This window comes from Paenibacillus sp. FSL R7-0216, from assembly GCF_037969915.1.
GTDB classification, from domain to species: domain Bacteria; phylum Bacillota; class Bacilli; order Paenibacillales; family Paenibacillaceae; genus Fontibacillus; species Fontibacillus rhizolycopersici.
The window spans coordinates 5,029,520-5,052,386 of record NZ_CP150222.1 but is presented as its reverse complement, the minus strand read 5'-3'; the positions used below and the strand labels follow the sequence as shown (position 1 = coordinate 5,052,386).

The following is a 22,867-nucleotide window of genomic DNA, read 5'->3' as shown; positions in this document are numbered from 1 at the left end:
CATCTAGTAGGAGCTTGTTTAACGTGACGATAACTGAACGTATCCCTTCGTGGAAGAAACTTAGTCTTTTTGCCGTGACCTGGCCCATCTTCATCGATTCGGTGTTAAGGATGATGCTGGGCACCGTGGACGTGTTTATGTTGAGCCGGATTTCCGATACGGCAACAGGCGCGGTGGGCTTAGCGAATGAAATCATCTATTTCTGCATTTTGATGTTTGGATTTGTCGGCATCGGGACGAGTGTGGCGGTCTCCCAGTATATCGGCGCCGGGCGAGAGAAAGAAGCGAGCCGCGTCTCGGCATTGGCGATTTCGATGAACCTCATTTTCGGGATTCTCGTCAGCTTTATCCTTTTTAGCTTTGGGGAGCCTCTCCTGCGGCTGCTTAACCTGAATCCGGAACAGATTGGCATCGCAAGCCATTATTTGAAGATCATCGGTGGCTTTATGTGGATCGAGGCGTTGTCTTACGCGGTTTCCTCGGTCATCCGTTCAAGCGGGAACACCAAAAGCGTGATGTACGTGACGCTCGGCGTGAATCTCCTGCACGTTACGGGGAATTATCTGCTCATTTTCGGGAACCTGGGCTTTCCGGAGATGGGTGTTACCGGCGCGGCCATATCGACCGTGATCAGCCGGTTCGTCGGCATTATCGTGCTGTTCTTCATCTTGTACCGCCGAGTTGCTGCGCCGATTCGCGGGAAAGATTACGTGACCTGGAACGGGACTTATGCCAAACAGATTTTGAGCGTCGGGTTGCCTGCGGCGGGGGAGCATCTCGCTTGGCAATCGCAGTACCTCATGATCATCGGTTTCGTGAACATGATCAGCATCACGGCCTTAAATACGCATGTTTACGTGATGAACATCTCGAACTACTTTATGGCGTTGGCCGCGTCGATCGGGGCGGGGACGGAGATTATCGTTGGTCAAATGGTCGGTGCTGGCGAAATGAAGGCCGCCTATAAGCGACTGATGAAGAGCGTACGGATCAGCTTCCTGTTAACGTTGGCCATCGTGGGGGTGGCCTCAATTTTCCGCCATGACCTCATTGGCATGTTCACGGATGATCCTGCGATCATCGCAACCGGAGCAAGCATCTTCTTGCTCTCCATCGTGCTTGAGCCCGGCCGGACCTTCAACATGGTCATCATCAATTCGCTGCGCGCCGCCGGGGATGCCCGTTTCCCTGTTCTCATGGGCGTATGCTCGATGTGGGGCGTGTCGGTTCCACTGGCTTACTTGCTAGGGGTTCACTTGGAGATTGGGCTGCTTGGCATATGGATTGCATTTGCCGTGGATGAATGGCTGCGGGGTTTAATCATGCTGCTTCGCTGGAGAAGCCGCGCCTGGGAGAAGAAAGCGCTCGTCAAGCCGGTTTCCGCAACGGAAGACGGCCTTGGAGCACCAGCCTAACACGTACGGAACTATTGGACGAAAAGAATACATGCGGACTCGATGGATGGGAAGTGGGACAAGGACGAATGGATCGTTCTCTCACTTCGCATCCATTTTTCCATGCATCCGTTCGACGGTTTTGTCCTAACAAGACCTTTGACCGGATGTGTTGTTAATTGAATCGTTTATACGTACAATGAGGAAAATACGAGTTCGGATCGCAGTCAACGCAACCGCTCATGACAAGGATGAAGTCAGATGTTCGATCTTCTCATCACGGAACAGCAAGATACGCCCTTATACCAAAGGATCTACGACGAAATAAGGGAGCAAATCCACATTGGCCGGCTACAGGGTGGCATGAGGCTTCCTTCGGTCCGTTCGCTTGCGGTTCAACTGAACAGTAGCAAGACGCCGATCGAGACGGCGTACCAAATGCTGCTTGCGGAAGGGTACGTGCTCAGCGTTCCTCGCTCGGGGTTGTACATAGCGGATTATGACCGGCTGTTCCCGACCGAACCGTCGAGACCTTTCAACAGTTCGCCGACGCCGGGCAGACCGGAAGAACCACTCCATTTGCCGGCACCCCCGACCGCTGTTGATTTTAACCCGACGTCCCTAGACCCTGCTTTGTTTCCGTTCCGAACATGGAGTAAGTTGCTGAAACAATCTCTAGAACATTTTGCAGGGGACATGGGGAAGTATGGAGATCCGCAGGGGGAGTGGGAGCTGCGAACAGCCGTAGCTCAATATCTGTGGAGCTCTCGAGGAGTAAATTGCCTGCCGGAACAAATCGTCATTGGATCCGGCATGGCCTACAGCATCGGAATCTTGATCAAACTGCTGCCCGGCTTGAAGCGGGTTGCGATGGAGGAGCCGGGGTATAATTTGGTGCGTGATCAATTCGTGTTGAACGGATACGGGATTGATCCCATTGAGGTACGGAAAAATGGAATCGAAGTGTCCGATCTTTGGACAAGTTCGGCACAGGCCGTATACGTAACGCCATCCCATCAATTCCCTACCGGCGGTATTTTGCCGTACCCGGATCGGGAACGGTTACTGGATTGGGCAGCGGAACGAGGAGCTTATGTTGTCGAAGATGATTATGCAGGCGAGTTTCGCTATTCGGGCAAACCGATACCGTCCCTGCAAAGCTTGGATCGACGCGATCGGGTGATTTATATCGGGACGTTCTCAAAGGCGGTCACTCCTGCCCTGCGTCTCAATTACATGGTATTGCCGCCTGCTTTGCTGGAAACCTTGAGATCCATGCCGTATGAAATTCTTTTCGCGCCATCCCGTATCGAGCAATGGGCGATGTACCTCTTTATAGAGCAGGGTCACTGGCATAGGCATATCCGTAAAATGCGCAACACGTACCGGAGAAAGCATCGCCATCTCCTCGCGTTGATTGCTTTGCATTTAGGCGACCTTGTGGAGGTAACGGGGGAGCACGCCGGACTGCATCTTCAACTGGCCGTAAAAACCCGGCAATCGGCTCAAAGCTTAGTCAAATTGGCGGCGGGGGCCGGTGTGGCCGTATATGATTTTCATAAAATGTGGATGGGGGAGAAACCGATAGCCGAGAAATTCCCCAACGTATTCCTGGGATTTGCGGGGATTGGCCTGCAGGAGATGGAAACCGGCATTCGGTTATTGCGCAAAGCCTGGTTCGAAGGATTTAGTGACGATGCCACACCTTAAGAGGTTAAGGTTGTCGCTGGGTTCGAACGTTTTCTGCTGCTTGTTCCCGCTAGGAAAACGCCGCTCAGAATCAGGACAAGCCCTGCGATCATCCGCCAATGAAACGGCTCGTTGAGCAGCTTGACGCCCCATAGGAGCGAAAATACGGGCAGCAGGTAAGTGACGAAGGTTGCAAACGTCGGCCCGCCATGTTTGACGAGCCAATAAAACAGGATGTAGGCTAATCCTGAGCCCAGGATGCCTAAACCCATCATGGCCCCGAGATTGGAAGGCTCCAGCATACGGGCATAGGGGATCGGCTCCAAGCACAGGGCAAATACCCCGCTGCCGGCCATGGAGAAGAGCAGTGTCCCAAAAGTGGCTTGATATGTCGAGAGGGTGCGCAATAGCCGACCCGATAGTTGGGAGCCGGTGCCGTAGAACAGCGATGCGAGGAGCATACCTGCAACCCCCCATGCGCCGGTTTCGGACACGGTACCCGGATGAGGTTCAAGGATTAGGAGCACCCCTACCGCGGCTGCAGCCATTCCCATCCACTTTGTCTTATGCATCGAAGCTCCGAAAAACAAGGTGCCTACCGCCAAGGAAAAAAGCGGCGTCGTCGCGTTCAGTACGGAAGCCATGCTGCTCGAAATATGGGTTTCGCTGAATGCGATCAAGGCCCAGGGGATGCAGGTATTCACCATTGCCATCAAGGCAACGGGCCGCCATGGAATTTGCCTCCATTTGAAGGGGATCCGAAAGAGCAGCATCACGGCCGTTATCGCTAGACAACCTAGGGCGGAGCGGAAAAATACGATGGTCCAAGGGCCAAAGTCCGCCACTAAGAGCTTGATAAAATAATAGGAGCCGCCCCAGATAGCACCCAGCATCAATAGGGCAAGGTAACGGGAACGCGGGGTGCTCATGACCGCGGGCCCCTTGGATTTGATTCTAGCGGAAACCGGTTGAATAGCTGCCTGAGTTCTCCGATCAATCCATTTTGATACGTGATCCCCGAGTCGGCGCGGTAGAGCTCTCCAATAGCCTTATACGTTTCATTCAGATTTTCCTGATAATCGGAGGCTTGGGGATTGGGATGGGATTGCTTGAACCCGTCCATCACGGCTTGAATGTAAGCGGGGCGCGCCCCCCATCGGCCGAGCACGCGGCCGTCTTCATCCATAAAGACGGCGATGGGCTGCGCTCGTCCTCCGTTCGTGAGGAAGAGGTCCATTACCTCAAGGTGCTCTTCCATGAGCAGGACGCCGGCCTTGATATCAGCATGCTCCATCACTCGAAATAACACGGGAACGTTCCAGATGACATCCGGACACCAGTCCGTGCAGAGGATCAGGCAGGTCATCTTGGCATGCTCGCCGAAGCGAAAGAAAAATTGACGATCTTCATCGCTCCCCCAAGTAAAATGGTCATAGATCTCCCGGAATCGCTCTTTGGTGTTCGCGATCCCGCTTAAGGGCATCTGTCGGTCCAGCATGTTCTCCATGAACTGTTCCGGAAGAATGCCTTGACCGAGAAGATGTCGTAGAATTAACGGTTGCTCCATTTCGATATCACCTCATTTGTAGGATAAGGTGAATATAAACGAAATCTGACCGCTAATAAACGGTCAGATTTGAGATGTTTGTAAGAGACAGTTGTTTTTACTTGAATAAGCGAGTTCAGCTTTACGAGCAAGAACCCCCCGTTCCCGGGGGGTTCTTTGTCATGACGGCGGGAGGTTCCCGGACGAGCCGGGTTTGGTTCTTTCCGCCAACTTTGTAATCGAGGTGATGTCTTCCTCCGTTAATGGATCCAGGAAATACTTGCGGATGCCTTGGGAGACTACCGGTCGTGCGTCCTCTAAGGCGGATCTGCCCGCAGCCGTAAGCAATACCTGGACGCCGCGGTCCGTATCCAGCGGTTTTCGCTCGACCAGCCCACGTTTCTCCATCCGCGTAAGGTGGTGGGATAAGCGGCTCTTATCCCAGTCCATGGAATCGGCTAGTTCCTGCTGCCGCAAGCTGCCTTCCCCCAGGAGGTCAAGCCGGTCCAATATGCCGTAATCCCCCTCGGAAAGTCCCGTTTGCTCCGTCAGGTCTTTGATGACATGGCCGAAGATCCGTTTGAAGGAGCCCTTCCACAAGTTCCATATTCGCATTTCTTCTTCGGTTAACTCGTTCTTCTTCATAGCCACATCATAACACGGTTGACGTGTCAACCACAATATGATAAAGTGAGAGCGTTGGTTGACGTATCAACCTAAAATGGATTCAACAATAAGGAGCGTGCACTTATGGAATATCTCAAGCTTGGACGATCGGGGTTGGAGGTATCGAGACTATGCCTCGGCTGCATGGGTTTTGGCGTACCTGAAAGGGGGACCATCCCATGGTCCCTGAACGAAGAAGACAGTAGACCGCTCATCAAGAAGGCGATTGAAGCGGGGATTAATTTTTTTAGCACCGCCAATATGTACTCCGACGGAACCAGCGAAGAGATTCTAGGGCGTGCGTTAAGCGATTATGCCCGCCGGGACGAGGTCGTCATTGCCACCAAGGTATTTGTTCCGATGCGCAAGGGTCCCAACGCGATGGGGCTCTCCCGCAAGGCGATCCTGACCGAAATCGATCACAGTCTCAAGCGGTTGGGTACGGATTACGTCGATTTGTACCAGATTCATCGTTGGGATCCGAATACGCCGATTGAAGAGACGATGGAGGCGCTTCATGATTTGGTGAAGGCCGGGAAGGTAAGGTACATCGGCGCTTCCTCCATGTCGGCCTGGCAATTCGCCAAGGCTCAGCACGTTGCCGAACGTAACGGTTGGACCCGGTTTATCTCCATGGAGAATCGGCTCAATCTGCTGTATCGCGAAGAGGAGAGGGAGATGATTCCCTTATGCATCGATGAGGGGGTGGGAATCACGCCGTACTTGCCGCTAGCCGCGGGGCGGCTGACTCGGGACTGGAGCGAGCAGACTTCGAGATCGGAGAAGGACGCGATCGCCAAGGCCTTGTTCGTCAAAACCGAAGAAGCGGACCGCAAGGTCGCGGAGAGAGTCGCGGAGGTCGCCGCGAACCGGGGCGTTCCTCGAGCCCAAATCGCACTGGCATGGCTGCTGCAAAAAGAAGGGATCACAGCTCCGATGATCGGGGCGACTCAATCCCGCCATCTCGACGATGCCGTATCGGCGTTGTCGGTTCAATTGACACCGGAAGAAGTCGTGAGTTTAGAGGAGCTTTACGTGCCGCATCCCCTGGCTTAAAGGAAACGCAAAAGAAGCCGCTTCAACCGGAAGCGGCTTCTTCATTTTTGCGCACTCGCCCCATTACTCTATCGAGTCCTTCGTGGCTTGATACAGCTTTTCCGTATATTCGTCGATCTCGTCCCGGGACATGCGCAAACGCTCTGCTGACGAGCCGTATCCAATCTCCTTCTTTCCCTCGGCTAAGCCCTTGAAAATCCCATCCGTGAAGGCATCCAGCGGTTCTCCGTGCGTATGCAATCCAGACCCCCCGAGATCCGTGTTCACCGCGGGCGGAGCAATTTCAATGACTTCAACCGATGTATCGGACAATTGATGTCTCAAGCTGACGGTGAAAGAGTGAAGCGCCGCTTTGGTAGCCGAATAAACCGGGGCAATCGCAAAGGGGGTAAACGCCAGCCCAGAGGTGACATTAAGAATCGCAGCGGTTTCTTTCTTCGCAAAATACGGAGCGAACAACATGGACAAATGGACAGGCGCCTCGATATTCGTGGTCACCTCCTTGCCATAGTCGTGCCAGTGGTCTCTCGCATCTGCTTTCAGCAGGTTATATCGCAGCTGGATGCCGGCATTGTTGACCAGCACGTTCACGTCCGGATAGTTCGTTGTCACCCAGTCAAACAGCGCCACGCGATCGGATTCTACCTCCAAGTCGCAGGCTCGGGTAATCAAGCCGGGCACTTGCTCCCGGGCTTGCTGGAGCACGCTCTCCCGTCGGCCGCACACGATGACGGTATTACCGGATTGCGCGAATCTTTCCGCAAAAGCCAACCCGATCCCGGAGCCGCCGCCGGTAATCAATATCGTATTTTCTGAAAGCTTCATTTGCTTTCCTCCTCAAGTTGTTTTTGATAACGTTCGATTTTATCGTCAATCCCCAGCAAGTGCTCGTTCATCAAAGCGATCTCTTCCGTCACCTTCTTCTTGTGGTTCACCAGCATCTCAAGCCGGTTCTCGATGGAGGCATCCCCTTCGACAACCCATTCCATATACTGCCGAATGCCGCTGATGGGCATGTTGGTGTTCTTGAGGCAAATCACGATTTGAAGCAGCGCCAATTGACGTTCTGAAAATAAGCGTCTGCCCGCCTCGTCCCGTTCGATAAACGGGAGCAGTCCTTTTTTCTCATAGTAACGCAAGGTGGATTCCGGAATATCGTAGGTTGCTGAAGCTTCGCCAATGGAATAATACTTCATGATTGGAGGCCCCCGAATCTAAGGTTTCTTGTCGACATGACTATGATACGACTTAAACTATGGTTTAAGTCAACAAGTTCGTTTGCATTTACGTCAGCCTGCTCGGTTACAGTATAATAGGGGAGGAGTGAAAGACCCCAAAGAGAGGAGCCAAGGGAAATGGCACAATCATTACAAGGTAAAGTCGCGATCATCACAGGCGCAGCTAGAGGGATCGGGAAAGCAACAGCCGTGGCCTTAGCCAAAGAAGGCGTAAACGTAGGTTTAATCGCAAGAACGGAGTCGACATTGAAAGAGGTCGCAGCCGAACTGCAAGGGTTTGGAGTCAAGGTCGCTTATGCAGCGGCCGATATTGCCTCGAAAGAACAAGTGGAGAAGGCCGTTGAAACGTTGAAGAACGAGCTGGGCCCAGCGGATATTTTGATCAATAACGCGGGAATTGCTACGTTTGGGACGGTGCTGGAGATGGACCCGGCCGAATGGAAGGGGATCATCGACACGAATGTATTGGGTACATACTACGTGACCCGAGCGGTACTACCTCAACTGGTCGAAAAAAATAGCGGAGATATCATCAATATCTCCTCGACGAATGGACTGAACGGGGCAGCGACCTCGAGCGCCTACAGCGCCTCGAAATTCGCCGTGATCGGGTTTACGGAGTCCCTTGCTCAGGAGGTTCGCCGCAATAACATCCGGGTGTCGGCTTTAACACCAAGCACAGTGGCAACCGATTTGGCCCTTGAGCTGAATTTGATTAAGGACAATAACGACTCCAAGTTCGTTCAACCGGAAGATCTGGCAGAATTTATTGTCAGCCAATTGAAACTTAGTCAACGCGTTTATGTGAAGACGGCCAGCTTCATTGCGACGAACCCGTTTTGAGCGGTGGAGCCAGCGTTATTAGGCTCATAAACAGGAAGCCCCCTTGTGGGCTTTTTGTTTTTTTGTAGGGGAACGGTTGATCTGCTGGCAGCGAATATGCGAACATGAGGTTATACGACGAGAAGAGGGGGCCCGCCTCGTGGCCAAATGGGATAATATGTTGTCCATGTTATGGATGCTGCGTTTCGGCAGGAAGCTTACGGCGGCCCAGATCGCAGACAACCTGGAGATCAGCGTCCGCACCGTGTACCGGTATATCGATGCTTTATGCGCCAGCGGCGTGCCGGTCGTTGCGGAATCGGGCCACGACGGAGGCATCCACATTCTGGACAGCTTCAAGGAAACGCCCTTGTTCTTCAACTCGGTAGAACTAAAGGCGCTTGTCGACGCGTACAAATTTGCCCAGGGCGCCGGATATCCGTTTACGGAAGAGCTGGAAAGCGCGTTGAAGAAGGTGGAGAACAGCCTGCATGAAGAGCAGCGTCAGGATCTTTCGGCGCAAACGAGCGGATTTGACGTGATATCTCCGGCGCGCCCTCCCTTCTTGATCGCAGCATTGCGGGACTTGGAGCAAGCGGCGAAAGAGGGGCGGACGGTCCGCATCGTGTACCGCAAGGCCAACTCGGAGCGGGAGGAAGAACGCGACGTTGATCCGTACGGGTTGGCTTTTGACCGGAACGAATGGTACGCGGTCGCGTTTTGCCGACGGTCGAATGCGATGCGGACGTTCCGCGTGGACCGCATCGAGCGATTAAAGCCGACCGAGGGGCAGTTTGAAAAACCGGAAGGCTTCTCGGCATCCGATTATTTCCGCGACCAGACCGAGCAGGGGCGGGAAGCGGAAGGGCCGTTGGTCGTCGTTCGTATCCAAGGATTACCGGACAGGCTCAACGAGGTGTGCAGCCATTGGCATCTACGCCACTATTTGACGGAACGCACCGACCGGGAGGCGTGCTTTGCGCTCGACGTTCCGACGATGAACAAGTACCTTCCGAAGTATCTCATCACGTTCGGGACGGCCATCCGAGTCCTTGAACCGCCGGAGTTGAAACGCAGAATTCAGGAGACCGCCTCCGGCATCGCCAAACATTACTTGGATGAAACCGATTGATCTTCGCTGACAGCATTTGTCATGGAACCCGGTATATGATAGAGACACGGCTTCAGCGGAAGCGGCAGCCTAACGACGACAATGACAAGGAGCGTGAAACGATCCATGCAAAGACCTTCGGATCAATGGCTTAACTATCATGTTTGGGCGAATGACCAACTGTTCACTCATTTGGAGCAGCTTCCGGAGGAGGTATTCCATGCGGATGTGACGAGCGTATTCCCGTCCGTGGCTCAGGCGTTGGGACATATTTACCTGTTCGATCAGCTTTATCTGTCCGTGCTTGAGGGCGTTCCGAGCGAGGACATTTTTCCGAAAATGCCGATCTGGTCAGAGGAAACGAAAGGCAAGTCCGTAGGCGAAATACGGCAGCTGTTCGCCGGCGTCGCCGATCGGTTCCGCGATCTGCTGCAGCATACGCCCGACCCGGATATGGCGATGACGATCCACCACCCGAAATATGGCAGCCTGGATACGCGTTTCTCCGATATTCTGCATCATGTGGTCAATCACGGGACGTATCACCGGGGGAACGTGACCGCGATGCTGCGGCAGCAAGGGTATGCCGGCGTCCCTACGGATTATTTGTTCTTCTTGCTGGGGCGGCAGGCGGGAACGCCGTCGCTTTAACCATCAAGCAAAAAAAACCAGCCCATTCAGAATGGGCTGGTTTTCCGTCTTCGTATGCCGAGATATTGAAGTTATTTCGTTCTTTCTTTCAAAGAGGCCACTTCATAAGTGATCAGTTGGCTGTCGAGAATCGGGGATTCCTTTTGCTCGGCACCGGCACCGGGTTCCGGACGTTTATGCGCCTCCTTGAAGCTATCACTGTTTCTCCAAGCCGTGAAATCCTCCATGGTCTCCCAATGCATGTTCACATTCAGCTCATCATGATCTTCGTGTTGTGCCAAGAGAACCTCAACTTTCACCAAGCCCTTCGTTTGGTCTAGCGGTCCGGAGGCCGTGAAACCTGGAGCCATGACGGCACCCATCCCTTTTCTGACTTTGATTCGGTTCGTGATGACGATCATCTTTAACCTCTCCTTTTTCTCATGGATTCGTTTATTTCGCCCGTTCAGCTAGCAGCAGCTTGCCATCTTCCATGTGATACACTCTATCGCAGTATTCAAGCATGCGCTCATCGTGGGTGACCATAATCGCCGCAATCTTGCGCGTCTTTACTTGATGCGAGATCAGATTGACGACCTCATGCGCCCGCTGGGTGTCTAGGCTGGCTGTAGGTTCGTCGGCCAAAATCACGTTGGGATGATTCATCAACGCCCGCGCAATCGCGGTGCGCTGTTTCTCGCCGCCAGAGAGCTCTTCCGGGAAGCTCTTCAGCTTCGACCCGAGTCCCAGTTCCTCCAGCAGCTTAACAGCGAATGCTCGATCCTCTGCTTTTATCTTGCCCGCCATCTTCTTTACTATGAGAAGTTGATCAAGAACGTTAAGATAGGGGACCAAATTGGAGGACTGCATAATAAATCCGATTTCCTTCAACCGAACACTGGACAGCTCTTTATCGGAGAATGTCGAAATCGGTTGTCCATTTAAACGAACTTCTCCTTCGGAAGCTTTGAGCAATGCCCCGGCAATCGATAAAAAGGTGCTCTTCCCGGATCCGGACGGGCCGACTACAGCGACGAACTCACCTGGCTCGACGGAGATCGATACTTGCTCTAAAGCGGTGACCTTGTTGCTTCCCTCGCCATAATATTTCGATACCTTGCTGATTTCCAAACCTGTTGTCATTATTCCACCCTCCCAAGCGCTTGAAGCGGATCAATTTTTGTGATTTTGCGAACCGATACCAGGGAGCTTAGCACCGCAATTACCAGAAGGACCACCGAATACACCACGACGAGATTCGTCTCCAGCTTGAACGGCATCCCCTTAGGCATAATAGCCGCGGTCCCATACGCAAGAAGAACCCCGATGACAATGCTCACAAGCGAGAGAACCGTCACTTGCGACACGATCGCTTTGCTTAGGAATCCATTTTTTGCGCCGATCGCCTTCATAATGCCAAATTGATTCGTTTTCTGCATCGTCATGACGTAGAAGAATACACCCAACACAAATGCGGAGATGACGAACAAGAAGGCCAGCATCATGAGGATCGTGCCATTCTCCTCCTTATAGCCCGGCATGCCCTGTACCGCTTTGGCACGCGTCACGGTGTCCGTATTCCCAAGCTTGTCGTTGATGGTATCCGGGTCAATTTTGGATCCCTGCAGCATGATGGCATTGACAGGACCTTCAATCCCTTTGTCGGAGCCGGGCGCGGCGAATGCAATGTTGCGCCATTCCGGCATCGGAATAAATACGGCCGGCAGATGGTTATAGGTTTGATTCTCAACAAATCCCATAATCGTCAAAGCCTCTGTAGAACCGTCCAATTTGAACGTATCTCCGAGTTTAAATCCTTCTTCCTTCATCGAATCATTTACGATGACACCAGTTAGTTGATCATTCGTAAGCTTATCGCCCTCAATGACCTCCGGCTCTAGGAAGCTGCCGGGAACTATGCCTAAGATTGCGATATCGACTTTATCGTCATTCTTCGTGCTATCGCCTTTCAGGGCCGTCGCCATCGTGCTTCCCATAGGAGCTGCCGCAATGACGTTCGGCAGTTTCCCGGCTTCCTCTACCAACTGATCGGATAACAGGGATTTACTCATGGAATTCTGGGAGCCTTGCTCGAAGACCACATAATCGGCTTCCATATTCTTAAACGCTGACGCCGCCAGCGAAGATAACCCGTTCCCCAATCCCGACAGGATAAAGACCAGCCAAGCCATCATGACAAAAATAATGACAATCATCGAAAATCGCAGCTTGCTATGCATGATTTCTCTCATAGCTAAAAACATGTAATTCAGCTCCTCACTCTGTATTATGACACTAGTGTCAAATTGGATATCAGATATCGCTTAATGACTACCTCTTGATTAAACACCATTTTGACACCTGTGTCAAAATTAAAATATGGAAGGACTTCGCCCTTACTGCTTGGCCCCACCCATCCATATTTGAAACAGCATCCTGCTCCACTCGGGGACGGGAACGTTCATCATATTCGGCGTGTTGATGAGATTGAAGAACATGCCGACATGCACAGGCAGGGGGATGTCTTCTCTGAGGTGCTTCTCCTGCTGGGCTTTCTGAAACAGACGGGTGAGCTGGACTTTAAGAAACTCGTGCGCGGATTCCACATATTCGATATCCCTGCGGGCGGCCTCCGATGCGGTTGTTTTGATTTTGTACGCATCGGCTAAGAGCTGATGCAACTGGAACTCCTCGAGGTAGATGTTAAGCAATTCCTGAAGGGCTCGCATGGAGTCGGTTTCGTCAAGCGCAGAGGCTTTCTCTAGGATGGCCCCAATGCTTCGTTTCATGCAGGCTGCAATGATCTCATCCTTATTGGCATAATATTGATAGATCGTACTTCGTGCACCGGGTAAGTGTTCCGAGAGCAGCTTGAGGTTAAACCCGTCATAACCGCGCTCCAGCACCAAACGTTTCGTTAGGTCTAGCAGCTCCGAATGGGAGTAGGATTGTTTTCTGGCCATGGGTCATTCCTCCTTTCTTCACTGCGGTGTAAAGCTTAATTATCCTTCTTATCCTGCTCCAACATGCGCAATAAATTTTCTTCCGTACCCGTTCCAGGCACGGGAACAAAAAAACACCAATGTATCCCCGGATTGTTATCGATCGAGGCGGAATGGACCTTAAACTCCATCATCTGGGTATCCAGAAGACGAAATAATGCGGTGGACACCCGCTTTTGTTTTATTTCATACAGCTCCCAGAAACGAGAGAATTCTTCGCTGTGCCGTTTCAGACGTTCTAATCTTTCCATGTACAGCGGATGATCTTTATATAGATCTAAGTTGGCCCGAAGCGTAGCCGTGCTGAATCGGACAAATTCCTCCCAATTCACCAGCCTCTCACGGTAATCCGCACTGAAAAAAAGGACGTTCAGCATATACCGTTCGTTCTTGGGTAGACGACCGAAATCGGCGATAATCAGTTTAGCTGCCCGATTCCAGGCGATGACATCCGTACCTTCGTCTGTAACGAAGGAGGGATACACCATTTGGTCGACGATGGTTTGCATGAAACTAAAATCCGCCCCTTCGCGATGGTGCACAACTCCAGCGCTGGCTGGGTCGAGATTGGCGAGGCCGAATAGATATTTTCGCTCGTCTTCGTCCAACATCAAAGCGTTGCTGATATTTAATAACACTTCAGGTGAAGGGTTAACCTCTCTGCCTTGCTCCAGCCAAGTATAATAGGTTAAGCTGACATTCGCGAGATAGGAGACTTCTTCTCTTCGCAGGCCCGGGGTACGTCTACGTCCGGGAAGTGGCTTGATCCCGACGATGGAAGGCTGCAGCCGTTCCCTACGGGATTTGATGAATTCCCCCAATGCGGACGAGGTCCGATTTACATTCACATTTTTCACCCCCCAAGACCATTATAGTCCCAGTTCCGTGACTCTTGCCACAAGAGATCGCCTTTACCGGGTAATCCCATTAATAGTATAAATATGATGTGGCTGGCCTCCTCCTGGTGAAGATAAGATGAAGATCATTGAAGACACGAAGTGTTGTCCTTAGGAGGGGGGTTATTTCATGAATAAGTATGAATATTCTAATAAGTTGGCCTTAGTCACCGGGGCTTCATCCGGGATCGGAAAAGTTTATGCCAAACAATTGGCGGCAAGGGGCAGTCACGTCGTGCTGGTCGCAAGATCCCAGGATAAATTGGAGGCCATTGCAGGGGATATTAAACGTCAGTACGGGGTGCAGGCGGTTGTTTTGGCATGCGATTTGTCCCAAGCGGATGCGCCTCGTCAACTAGCCGATCAAATTGCCGAACTGGGCTTGACGGTCGATATTTTGATCAACAATGCCGGGTTCGGTACACATGGACGCTTCGAGGAGCTCGACCCGGGTCGTGAGCAGGAAGAAATCATGCTGAACACGGCGTCGTTAGTCGATCTTACGCATCGTTTGCTGCCCCATATGTTGCGGCGGGGGGACGGAGTCGTCGTGAATGTGGCTTCGATGGCCGCCTTTATGCCTTGTGCATATTCGGCCGTTTATGGGGCAACCAAGGCGTTTGTCATTTCGTTCTCTGAAGCGCTGTGGGCGGAAATGCGGGGAAGGGGCGTTCGCGTGCTTGCATTATGCCCAGGGGCAACCGATACAGGATTCTTCGATGCGGTTGGCAGTACAGACATGGCTGCAGGCAACAAGCTCTCTACACCGGAAAAGGTAGTGCAGACCGGATTTCGCGGGATTGACCAAGGGCGCAGCTATATCATTGAGGGTCGATCCAATTCGTTTATGGCTCAAATGATCCGATTTGTAAGCCGACGCCGAGTGGCCCTGATCATGGAACGCATGACAAGACCGAAGAACTGATGGAAGGAATGTTATTGACAAAATATTTATCCGCGAGTAGTATTTGAAAAAATTGAATAATTCGCAAGCTATGATGGCTATGGATCACACTATAGTCGGAGCAGCTTCTGGAGAGACTGCGGAGATTCCGCGGCGCCGAAGGGTTCACAATCTCAGGCAAAAGGACAGAAGAGTACTAAATAATTGTTTATTTAGGTTATTTATTATTCTTATGACCCGGAGATTGGAGCGCATCCAATCTCTTTTTTTTAGCGTTATTTGTTCAATATTTCACATGTAGTCAATCATGAAGGATTAAGGGGGAGTTAGGGGTGGCGCAACAAGAATTAAAGAGAGATTTAGCCAATCGACATGTTCAACTGATCGCTATAGGAGGAACGATTGGGACCGGGTTATTCCTAGGATCAGGGAAAGCGATCCAACTGGCCGGCCCTTCAATCGTTTTTGCCTATTTACTTGTGGGGATCGCCGTATTTTTTGTCATGCGAGCGCTGGGAGAACTGCTGTTATCGAAAGCGGGATATCAATCCTTCACGGACATTGCCGAAGACTATCTTGGGCCCTGGGCCGCGTTCGTTACAGGATGGACGTATTGGTTCTGCTGGATCATGACGGCGATGGCGGATGTCATTGCTGTTGGGGTGTACGTGCAATATTGGTTTGATATCCCGCAATGGGTGCCGGCGGTGATTTGCTTGATTATTTTGCTGGGACTTAACCTGTTAACCGTGAAGAATTTCGGCGAGTTGGAGTTTTGGTTTGCGTTGATTAAGGTTGTGACGATTCTCGTGTTAATCGCCATCGGTGTGATTTTGCTGGTCATCGGATTCAAGACCGATGCTGGAGCCGTAACCGTGAAGAATATGTGGGGGCACGGAGGGCTGTTTCCCAACGGAATAACCGGTTTCTTGCTTTCCTTCCAAATGGTCGTGTTCGCCTATGTTGGCGTGGAGCTCGTTGGGGTATCCGCTGCAGAAACCTCCGATCCGGAGAAAAATATCCCATCCGCCATCAATAAAATTCCGCTGCGAATTTTATTCTTCTACGTTGGCGCCTTGATCGCCCTCTTATGTATTAACCCCTGGACCGGGCTGACTCCGGCGGAGAGCCCGTTCGTGAAGACGTTTAGTCTGGTCGGCATTCCGATTGCTGCGGGGGTCATTAACTTCGTCGTGTTGACCTCGGCCGCCTCCGCTTGTAACAGCGGGATGTTCTCCACCAGCCGGATCCTGTACAACTTAAGCAAGAACGACCAGGCCCCCTCCCGGATGGCCAAATTGAACAAGAACCATGTGCCCGGGAACGCGCTGCTGATTTCCACGCTGGTTATTTCCGTCGGGGCGTTGTTAAGCAAACTGATCCCGGGGCAGGCTTTCGGCATCGTGACGACGATCAGCGCCATTTGTTTTATATGGGTGTGGGGCGTGGTGCTCGTGTGCCATATTCGTTATAAGCGAACGCAACCGGAGCTGCAGGCCAAGTCGAAGTTTAAAGCGCCGTTTACCCCTTTTATCAATTATGCCGTTCTCGCGTTGTTTGCGGCGATCCTGCTGATTATGTTGTTTGCGGATGAGACGCGTCCGGCATTATTGTTAACTCCGCTATGGTTCATTCTATTGTTCGTATTGCATGCGATGAGAAAGCGCAAGGAACAGGCAACCTCTACACCCTTAGAGCAAACTCATCTATAACGGCGGTTCCAGCTTTGCAACTCGAATCAAATTTGCAGGATTTACCGGTGATATGATCGGAGTGAAAGGAGGAGGACTTCCATGTACGAATGGAATGAGACGGTTCAACGCATGGTGGACTGGGTGGAGACGCACATCACGGAAGATACGTCTCTATTGAAGATGTCAGACGCGCTGGGATATTCCCCGTTTTATTGCTCCAGACAGTTCAACCAGTACACGGGGGTGACCTTGCGGGATTATATCTGGACGCGAAGAGTCAGCCGTGCCGCCATGGAGCTCCGCGACACGGATCAGCGGGTTCTGGATATCGCCGTAAAGTATGGATTTTCATCGCAGGAGGCGTTTACGAGAGCGTTCGTGAAAGCCTTTCAGCTCACCCCTGCGGCCTACCAAAAGGCGCCAAGACCCATTCCCTTAGCGATTCGTCAGGAAGTATTCTCGCCTTATCACTATTGGATCAAGGAGCGGGATCACATGAGTGAAATTCACTTGCAGCCGGCGGATATCAAAGTCGAGTTCATTCCGGCCCATAAGTTTATCGGGATCTGGGATTTGACCGTCAACAACTACGGGGATTTCTGGGAGAACGGGCACTCCTGCGACGAAGTCAGCGGAACCTTAGAAAGCATGTCCAACCATACCCTGAAGGGGCAATTAGGGCAGACGGCGGGGTGGTTTTACCGGGACGGCCAAAAAGGGTATCTGTACGGCATCCCGGTTCCCCTGGAAGATGACGGACCGATTCCGGAAGGAATGGAGTGCCGGGAGATTCCGGAGTCGGAATACCTGGTGTTCTTCCACCCGCCGTTTGACTACCTAAAGGATAACGGAGCGGTGATGAGCGCGGTGGAGGAGGTTGCTTGGAACTTTGATCCCAGCCAACTGGGGTACGAATGGGATGAAGAGCTCAAGCAGGACTATCAACGGCATTACCCGGAAGGTTACGGATATGCCGTGCTGCGACCGGTTAAGAAGAAGGGATAAAGGGGAAAGGCCATCCTGCTGGATGGCCTTTTACTTATTTCTGTTGCCCCTTCACCCGCTTCAATGCCGCAACGATCAGGAAGCTGATAATGACGAGCAGAAGCCAGGAGCTAATCTTGCCGAGATGGACGAGATGCCAGCCATCGGATTGGTTCGGGTACCTCCAGGCGCTGAAGAACGTGGCGACATTCTCTGCGACCCAGATAAAGAAACCAATCAGCACAAAGGAGAGGGATAACGGCATCCGGTAGAGTTTGCCGCCAACCTCGTAGGTGACCCAGGTCCGCCAGAAGACGAGCAGCACCAGCGCCGACAACCACCACCGAACATCGATCCAATAATGGTGGGTGAAGAAATTCAGGTAAATGGAGGCGGCCAGCGGGACGACCAACCAGAGCGGGGGGAAGCGGACCAGGTCCACCTTCAGACGTCGCCAGGCCTGGCACAGATAACTCGCCACACTGGCGTACATGAACCCGCTGTAGAGGGGCACGCCGTTTACCTTTGTCCACCCTTCATCGGGATACGCCCAAGAACCCATATGAACCTTGAACAGCTCCAGCGCCAAGCCGATCAAGTGGAAGACCGTGATGACCTTCAGTTCGTCGCGGGTTTCCAGTCCTGAACGAACCATCCAGACCTGCATGGCGAGGCAGATCAGCAGCAACCAGTCATAACGGGGGAGCCAAGGCAGCGGAAGAAACTGCGTCAAAGCCAGCGATGCAAAAATCACCACAGGGAACACGCAGGACAATGCCTGCTGCCAGCCGAAGCGCACCAACTGCCGAAGGGCATGATCAAGGCGTTCACCTACGCGCAACTCCCCTTTGTTCAGGGATTGACTCAGGCTACTCCTCATCGTTTCGGTACTCCATAATATCACCGGGTTGGCAATCCAACGCCTTGCATATCGCTTCCAAGGTGGAGAAACGAATGGCTTTGGCCTTCCCGTTTTTCAATATAGAGAGGTTGGCCATGGTGATACCGACCCTCTCCGAAAGCTCCGTGACACTCATTTTCCGTTTTGCCAGCATGACGTCGATATTGATAATTACACCCATGGGTTCCCTCACCTCAGATCGTTAAATCGTTTTCCGATTTGATGTCGATAGCATTTCTTAAGAGCCTCTGCAGCACGGCCGCAAAAACGGCAATGACGAGGGAAGCGAAGCAGATGACCAATCCGAGAGCGGCGAGGCCCGGAGCATCGTCCTTCTCCGCGATGATGAATAGGACTGGCAAGATGACCGCATATAAGATGCAGATGGTGATGGCGCAGTTTCTAATCCGTCTTAAAGCCATCACCGAGGCTTCAGAAAAGGCAGTATTCTTGTCGATATAACTTAACAGCCTCAGTGTCTGGTATAGCGCATAGAAAAAGGGAATAGCGGAAGCGTACATGGCAGTGAGCAGGGTCAAGTATATCAACGGCGGATAATACTCCACCAAATCCTTGGCAATCGTGGGTACCCCAATCACGCATACGGCAAGGATGGCGATCCCCATCAAGAAAACGACCCCCCTTAAGAAAAGGGTAGAACCTTGTTCACGTTTCATCATTAACAGCACCTCGCGTAGTGATAGTGTCGAAGCTAATTTAGCATGTTTTTTATCGATAATCAATAAATATTTATTAATAAATGAAATGTATATATCGAGAAATGATACTTTTGTTAAGAGTGCCTGATAAGTTCTTTTTGGATGGCTTCAAAAAATCAATTATTAAATATCTTAGAAATTAATATTTCAATCCCTCACTATTGTTGTTACACTTAAATCAAATCAATTATTACGGAAAAGGTGTGGGCCGGCTCGTCTCCAGACTTGTAGCGAGAGCGATTCGAGAGCGCTTACATCCTTTCAGCAAAATAAGGGCATAAGGGACGGTAAACATGAATCACGGACAAACAAGTACAGACGTTATTTTGATTGGTGCCGGAATTATGAGTGCGACGTTAGGGACCCTGCTGAAAGAATTGGCGCCGGACTGGAACATCACAGTGTTTGAACAACTTGCCCGGGCAGGGGAGGAAAGCTCGAACGAATGGAATAATGCGGGAACGGGTCATGCCGCGTTGTGTGAGTTGAACTATACCACGGAGCGGCCGGACGGAACCGTCGATATTAGCAAGGCGGTTAAAGTGAATGAACAGTTCCAGGTGTCAAGGCAGTTCTGGTCTTATCTGGTTCAACGCCATCTGATCCGGAATCCGCAGGATTTCATCATGCCGCTGCCTCATATGAGCTACGTGCGTGGGGAGCAGAATGTTGAATTCCTCAGAAGACGTTACGAAGCCTTATCCTCGCATCCGCTGTTCCAAGGGATGGAGTTCTCCGATGATCCTGGGAAACTGAGAGAATGGGTTCCGTTGATGATGACAGAGCGAAAAGCCCAAGAGCCGATTGCGGCAACGAAGATCGATTCGGGCACGGACGTGAACTTTGGTACCTTAACGCGGATGCTGCTGAATCATTTGAAGGAACAGGACGTGGATATCCGTTACAAGCACAGCGTGAAGAAGCTGAAGCGGATGCCGGACGGGTTGTGGGAATTGAAAGTGAAGGACTTGAGCAGCGGCGTGACCCAGCGCCATACCGCCAAGTTCGTCTTTATCGGTGCTGGCGGCGGGAGCTTGCATTTATTGCAGAAATCCGGCATCCCGGAAGGGAAGCGGATCGGCGGCTTCCCCGTCAGCGGGTTGTTTATGGTGTGCAACAATCCGGAAGTCGTTGAGCAGCACCATGCCAAGGTTTACGGCAAAGCCTCGGTTGGGGCACCGCCGATGTCCGTTCCGCATCTGGACACCCGGTTCATCGACAATCAGAAGGCGCTGCTGTTCGGGCCTTTTGCCGGCTTTTCGCCGAAGTTCCTCAAGACCGGCTCTCTATTCGATCTCATCACCTCCGTCAAACCGCATAATCTTCTGACGATGCTGGCCGCCGGGGTAAAGGAGATGTCACTGACCAAATACCTGGTTCAGCAGCTCATGTTGTCCAAGGAACAACGTATGGAGGAGCTGCGGGACTTTGTCCCGGGGGCCAAGAGCGAGGATTGGGATCTGATCGTCGCCGGTCAGCGGGTGCAAGTCATCAAGGATACAGTGGAGGGCGGCAAAGGAACGCTGCAATTCGGCACGGAAGTAGTCAGTGCCGCCGATGGCTCGATAGCCGCATTGCTTGGCGCTTCCCCGGGGGCTTCGACCGCGGTGCAAGTTATGCTGGAGGTTATCGAGAAATGCTTCCCGCAGCAGTATGAAACCTGGAAGCCTAAGATCAAAGAAATGATTCCTTCATTTGGCTATTCGCTGTCGGAAAATCCGGACCTCTTCCAGTCGGTTCATCGAGCAACTTCACAGGCACTTGGATTATCGGAAACCAAGCCACAAGCCGTTTCGGTATCATAATTTGTTCTGCATCATGTTGAAGAGCTAAGCCGGCGTCAAGCCGAGCTTAGCTCTTTCCATTAGTTTAATAAATTCGCGGCCAGCCAGGGGTGGATCACAGGCAGAACAGTGTCAGGCTGCATGGCTTTCGTATGGTCCATCTCGTTCCCCGGTAAGATCGCCACATCCCAGCCGAGCTGGCGTAACGTTTGTTCATGCTTGCGTAATGTCCCCGCGATATCGACAGTTACACTCCCAAAGTTCTCGCCATACACGATGCAGTCCGCTTCGCCGGCAAAGGTAAGTCTCGGAAGGGTTATATTCTCCTGCACGGAGGTGTCGTCGAAATCGATCAAGCTTAGATACAGGGTCAAAAATTGCTTCGTTTGCTTCGGATCGAGTGTCACCTGAACCTGATCCCAGTCGAATTCTTCCGGGCTGCCGAAGTCCTGTAGGGGTTCTTTTGAAGACGGGGAGGGGCTCAGCGCTTGTTCATGAGTTTTGGCTGTGACGGTCAACATTTCTCGGTAGGGTCCTCCATAAGGCGGAAATCCCCCCATGATCAAGCTCTCCAGCCGGTTCGTCCGAATCGCCAGCTGTAAGCCGGCTAGGGCCAGCCAGGAATAGCCGTAGTAACTAAAGGTTTCGACCTGCATCTCGTCGGCGATGCGCAGGAAATCGAGCACGATACGATCCGGCGTCAAATGATCGGGCTCAGGGTGTTGAAACCGATGCCCTTCATAATCAAAATGCAGAACTTGAAACTGATCGGACAAGCCCTCTACAAAGCGCTTGCCTAACTCGGGATCAACGCCCCATATCCTAAGGCTTTCCGCTTCTTGTCCGTAGGCGGATTTTTTGGCTATAGGCAGCATGATCGTTTTGCCTCCGGTTTTTCCGGTTAGGCCGACTTCCAACGTTGAACCATCGGCTAAGGTGACAAGCTTCTGATGTTTCATTCCAATCGCTCCCTTGCATGTGATACCTTCAGGATATAACATTCATGCAATCTTTCGGTTTTGTGCCGCGAATGCCTGATGTTATGATGATTATAACGACACTAGGTTAACGTAGCACTTTAAGGTTTTACTTTAAGCAAAGGGAGTGGGCTTATGCAGGAAGTCTATACGCCAGCACAAATTGCGGAACGGCTGAACGTAAGCACAACCACATTAAGGCGATATGAAGAACAAGGGTTAATTCCAGAGGTCTTGAGATCGGCGGGCAACCATAGAATCTATACGAAGGTCCATATCCAAGCGTTTATCACCATTCGATCGTTGTTAGCCGGTTATGAGATCCCTGTCGTTTATGAGGTGATGCGAAGAATCAAAGAAGGCAGCGTCACGGAAGCCTTGTGGCTGATCAATCATCAATTGTACCAGGTCCAGGAAGAGAAGCAGAGGGTGGAAGGGCTGTTAACCATGATCCGGCAGGCGGATTTCCGTTCGTATAAGAACCGGAAGCTGACCGAAGCGATGACGATCGGGAAGGTGGCAGAGCTGGCGGGGGTGAATCCCTCGGCGATTCGGCATTGGGAGAAGGAGGGGCTGATCACCTCGACCCGGCACCCGGAAAGCGGATATCGCCTATTCTCCGTGCCCGAATTGCGTAAGATTCTGGTCATCAGCAGTTTACGTAAAACGATCTATTATATCGAGAACCTGCGGGATATTTTGCAAGACATGGAAGCCTTCCGTTTATCCAAAGTCGACCGTTCCTTCCAAGTGGCTCTCGAGAAACTAAACCAGAAGCTCACGACCCAATACCGAGGAATCGCAGAGCTGATGGCTTATATCCAATGTCTCTCGTAATTCGAGCGCCTGGGAAG

The 22,867-nt window shown here is 51.9% G+C and carries 25 protein-coding genes and 1 riboswitch; of the genes, 11 read left to right on the top strand and 14 right to left on the bottom strand.

Features of this window, described 5'->3' with window-relative positions:
* The first annotated feature begins 23 nt into the window (after positions 1–23).
* Positions 24–1,415, top strand: a complete 1,392-nt coding sequence (locus MKZ15_RS23270) for an MATE family efflux transporter (RefSeq protein WP_193417499.1) — start codon at positions 24–26, stop codon at positions 1,413–1,415.
* A gap of 240 nt (positions 1,416–1,655) precedes the next feature.
* Entirely contained in the window at positions 1,656–3,104 is a 1,449-nt protein-coding gene (locus MKZ15_RS23265; protein ID WP_155604648.1) for a PLP-dependent aminotransferase family protein, read from the top strand.
* Here MKZ15_RS23265 and MKZ15_RS23260 read toward each other — a convergent pair.
* The 3 genes from MKZ15_RS23260 to MKZ15_RS23250 form a co-directional block, all read right to left on the bottom strand.
* The gene (locus MKZ15_RS23260; protein WP_339818582.1) at positions 3,101–4,012 is read right to left on the bottom strand and encodes a DMT family transporter; all 912 of its coding nucleotides are present in this window, start codon (positions 4,010–4,012) and stop codon (positions 3,101–3,103) included. The genes MKZ15_RS23265 and MKZ15_RS23260 overlap by 4 nt on opposite strands.
* The gene (locus MKZ15_RS23255) at positions 4,009–4,650 is read right to left on the bottom strand and encodes a thioredoxin family protein (RefSeq protein WP_213622431.1); all 642 of its coding nucleotides are present in this window, start codon (positions 4,648–4,650) and stop codon (positions 4,009–4,011) included. Before MKZ15_RS23255 ends, MKZ15_RS23260 begins: the two co-directional genes overlap by 4 nt.
* 159 nt (positions 4,651–4,809) lie before the next feature.
* Complete coding sequence (locus MKZ15_RS23250; protein ID WP_213622430.1) at positions 4,810–5,274, bottom strand: MarR family transcriptional regulator; 465 nt, start codon at positions 5,272–5,274, stop codon at positions 4,810–4,812.
* Positions 5,275–5,379: 105 nt separating this feature from the next.
* Between MKZ15_RS23250 and MKZ15_RS23245 the strand changes: the two genes are divergently transcribed.
* Positions 5,380–6,351: an aldo/keto reductase gene (locus MKZ15_RS23245; protein WP_155604650.1), complete on the top strand. Its 972-nt coding sequence runs from the start codon at positions 5,380–5,382 to the stop codon at positions 6,349–6,351.
* Between the two features lie 63 nt (positions 6,352–6,414).
* Here the strand turns inward: MKZ15_RS23245 and MKZ15_RS23240 are convergent, their stop codons facing one another.
* Positions 6,415–7,176 (bottom strand): SDR family NAD(P)-dependent oxidoreductase, encoded by a 762-nt coding sequence (locus MKZ15_RS23240; RefSeq protein ID WP_339818579.1) that lies wholly within the window; start codon positions 7,174–7,176, stop codon positions 6,415–6,417.
* A complete protein-coding gene (locus tag MKZ15_RS23235) occupies positions 7,173–7,547 on the bottom strand; it encodes a MerR family transcriptional regulator (protein WP_213622428.1) in 375 nt (124 codons plus the stop codon). The genes MKZ15_RS23240 and MKZ15_RS23235 overlap by 4 nt, the downstream gene beginning before the upstream one ends.
* Before the next feature lie 159 nt (positions 7,548–7,706).
* On the opposite strand from MKZ15_RS23235, the gene MKZ15_RS23230 reads away from it, so the two are divergent.
* The 3 genes from MKZ15_RS23230 (at position 7,707) to MKZ15_RS23220 (ending at position 10,173) form a co-directional block, all read left to right on the top strand.
* Complete coding sequence (locus tag MKZ15_RS23230) at positions 7,707–8,432, top strand: 3-ketoacyl-ACP reductase (RefSeq protein ID WP_339818576.1); 726 nt, start codon at positions 7,707–7,709, stop codon at positions 8,430–8,432.
* A gap of 139 nt (positions 8,433–8,571) precedes the next feature.
* Positions 8,572–9,543 carry a YafY family protein gene (locus MKZ15_RS23225; protein ID WP_339818573.1) on the top strand — a complete coding sequence of 324 codons (972 nt, stop codon included), beginning with the start codon at positions 8,572–8,574 and terminating at the stop codon, positions 9,541–9,543.
* 105 nt (positions 9,544–9,648) lie between these two features.
* Positions 9,649–10,173 (top strand): DinB family protein, encoded by a 525-nt coding sequence (locus MKZ15_RS23220; protein ID WP_213622425.1) that lies wholly within the window; start codon positions 9,649–9,651, stop codon positions 10,171–10,173.
* A gap of 71 nt (positions 10,174–10,244) precedes the next feature.
* Here MKZ15_RS23220 and MKZ15_RS23215 read toward each other — a convergent pair whose 3' ends face one another.
* The 5 genes from MKZ15_RS23215 to MKZ15_RS23195 form a co-directional block, all read right to left on the bottom strand.
* A complete protein-coding gene (locus tag MKZ15_RS23215; protein WP_213622424.1) occupies positions 10,245–10,574 on the bottom strand; it encodes a heme oxygenase in 330 nt (109 codons plus the stop codon).
* Between the two features lie 31 nt (positions 10,575–10,605).
* Positions 10,606–11,295 carry an ABC transporter ATP-binding protein gene (locus MKZ15_RS23210; protein ID WP_213622423.1) on the bottom strand — a complete coding sequence of 230 codons (690 nt, stop codon included), beginning with the start codon at positions 11,293–11,295 and terminating at the stop codon, positions 10,606–10,608.
* On the bottom strand, positions 11,295–12,416 hold the full coding sequence (locus MKZ15_RS23205; RefSeq protein ID WP_213622422.1) for an ABC transporter permease: 1,122 nt from the start codon (positions 12,414–12,416) through the stop codon (positions 11,295–11,297). The genes MKZ15_RS23210 and MKZ15_RS23205 overlap by 1 nt, the downstream gene beginning before the upstream one ends.
* Positions 12,417–12,548: 132 nt before the next feature.
* The gene (locus MKZ15_RS23200; RefSeq protein WP_155604657.1) at positions 12,549–13,115 is read right to left on the bottom strand and encodes a TetR/AcrR family transcriptional regulator; all 567 of its coding nucleotides are present in this window, start codon (positions 13,113–13,115) and stop codon (positions 12,549–12,551) included.
* A 35-nt stretch (positions 13,116–13,150) separates the two neighbouring features.
* Positions 13,151–14,002 (bottom strand): helix-turn-helix transcriptional regulator, encoded by an 852-nt coding sequence (locus tag MKZ15_RS23195; protein ID WP_339818569.1) that lies wholly within the window; start codon positions 14,000–14,002, stop codon positions 13,151–13,153.
* Positions 14,003–14,180: 178 nt separating this feature from the next.
* Between MKZ15_RS23195 and MKZ15_RS23190 the strand changes: the two genes are divergently transcribed.
* The 3 genes from MKZ15_RS23190 (at position 14,181) to MKZ15_RS23180 (ending at position 17,653) form a co-directional block, all read left to right on the top strand.
* Positions 14,181–14,975, top strand: coding sequence for an SDR family oxidoreductase (locus MKZ15_RS23190; RefSeq protein ID WP_339818566.1), 795 nt, complete (start codon positions 14,181–14,183; stop codon positions 14,973–14,975).
* 97 nt (positions 14,976–15,072) lie between these two features.
* Positions 15,073–15,153, top strand: a riboswitch (glycine riboswitch).
* 133 nt (positions 15,154–15,286) lie between these two features.
* Positions 15,287–16,666 (top strand): amino acid permease, encoded by a 1,380-nt coding sequence (locus MKZ15_RS23185; RefSeq protein ID WP_339818563.1) that lies wholly within the window; start codon positions 15,287–15,289, stop codon positions 16,664–16,666.
* Positions 16,667–16,747: 81 nt separating this feature from the next.
* Positions 16,748–17,653 carry a helix-turn-helix domain-containing protein gene (locus MKZ15_RS23180; protein WP_339818561.1) on the top strand — a complete coding sequence of 302 codons (906 nt, stop codon included), beginning with the start codon at positions 16,748–16,750 and terminating at the stop codon, positions 17,651–17,653.
* 34 nt (positions 17,654–17,687) lie between these two features.
* Here MKZ15_RS23180 and MKZ15_RS23175 read toward each other — a convergent pair whose 3' ends face one another.
* Genes MKZ15_RS23175 through MKZ15_RS23165 form a run of 3 tightly spaced genes read right to left on the bottom strand, consistent with a single transcriptional unit; the run spans position 17,688 to position 19,210 of the window.
* Positions 17,688–18,512 carry a DUF817 domain-containing protein gene (locus MKZ15_RS23175; protein ID WP_339818559.1) on the bottom strand — a complete coding sequence of 275 codons (825 nt, stop codon included), beginning with the start codon at positions 18,510–18,512 and terminating at the stop codon, positions 17,688–17,690.
* Positions 18,502–18,714, bottom strand: coding sequence for a helix-turn-helix transcriptional regulator (locus MKZ15_RS23170; protein ID WP_155604661.1), 213 nt, complete (start codon positions 18,712–18,714; stop codon positions 18,502–18,504). Before MKZ15_RS23170 ends, MKZ15_RS23175 begins: the two co-directional genes overlap by 11 nt.
* Positions 18,715–18,727: 13 nt before the next feature.
* The gene (locus MKZ15_RS23165) at positions 18,728–19,210 is read right to left on the bottom strand and encodes a DUF2975 domain-containing protein (protein WP_155604919.1); all 483 of its coding nucleotides are present in this window, start codon (positions 19,208–19,210) and stop codon (positions 18,728–18,730) included.
* Positions 19,211–19,545: 335 nt separating this feature from the next.
* Between MKZ15_RS23165 and MKZ15_RS23160 the strand changes: the two genes are divergently transcribed.
* Positions 19,546–21,057 (top strand): malate:quinone oxidoreductase, encoded by a 1,512-nt coding sequence (locus tag MKZ15_RS23160; protein WP_339818555.1) that lies wholly within the window; start codon positions 19,546–19,548, stop codon positions 21,055–21,057.
* A gap of 59 nt (positions 21,058–21,116) precedes the next feature.
* Here MKZ15_RS23160 and MKZ15_RS23155 read toward each other — a convergent pair whose 3' ends face one another.
* Positions 21,117–21,995 (bottom strand): alpha/beta hydrolase, encoded by an 879-nt coding sequence (locus tag MKZ15_RS23155; protein WP_339818552.1) that lies wholly within the window; start codon positions 21,993–21,995, stop codon positions 21,117–21,119.
* A 153-nt stretch (positions 21,996–22,148) separates the two neighbouring features.
* On the opposite strand from MKZ15_RS23155, the gene MKZ15_RS23150 reads away from it, so the two are divergent.
* On the top strand, positions 22,149–22,850 hold the full coding sequence (locus MKZ15_RS23150) for a MerR family DNA-binding transcriptional regulator (RefSeq protein ID WP_339818549.1): 702 nt from the start codon (positions 22,149–22,151) through the stop codon (positions 22,848–22,850).
* The last annotated feature ends 17 nt before the right edge of the window (positions 22,851–22,867 follow it).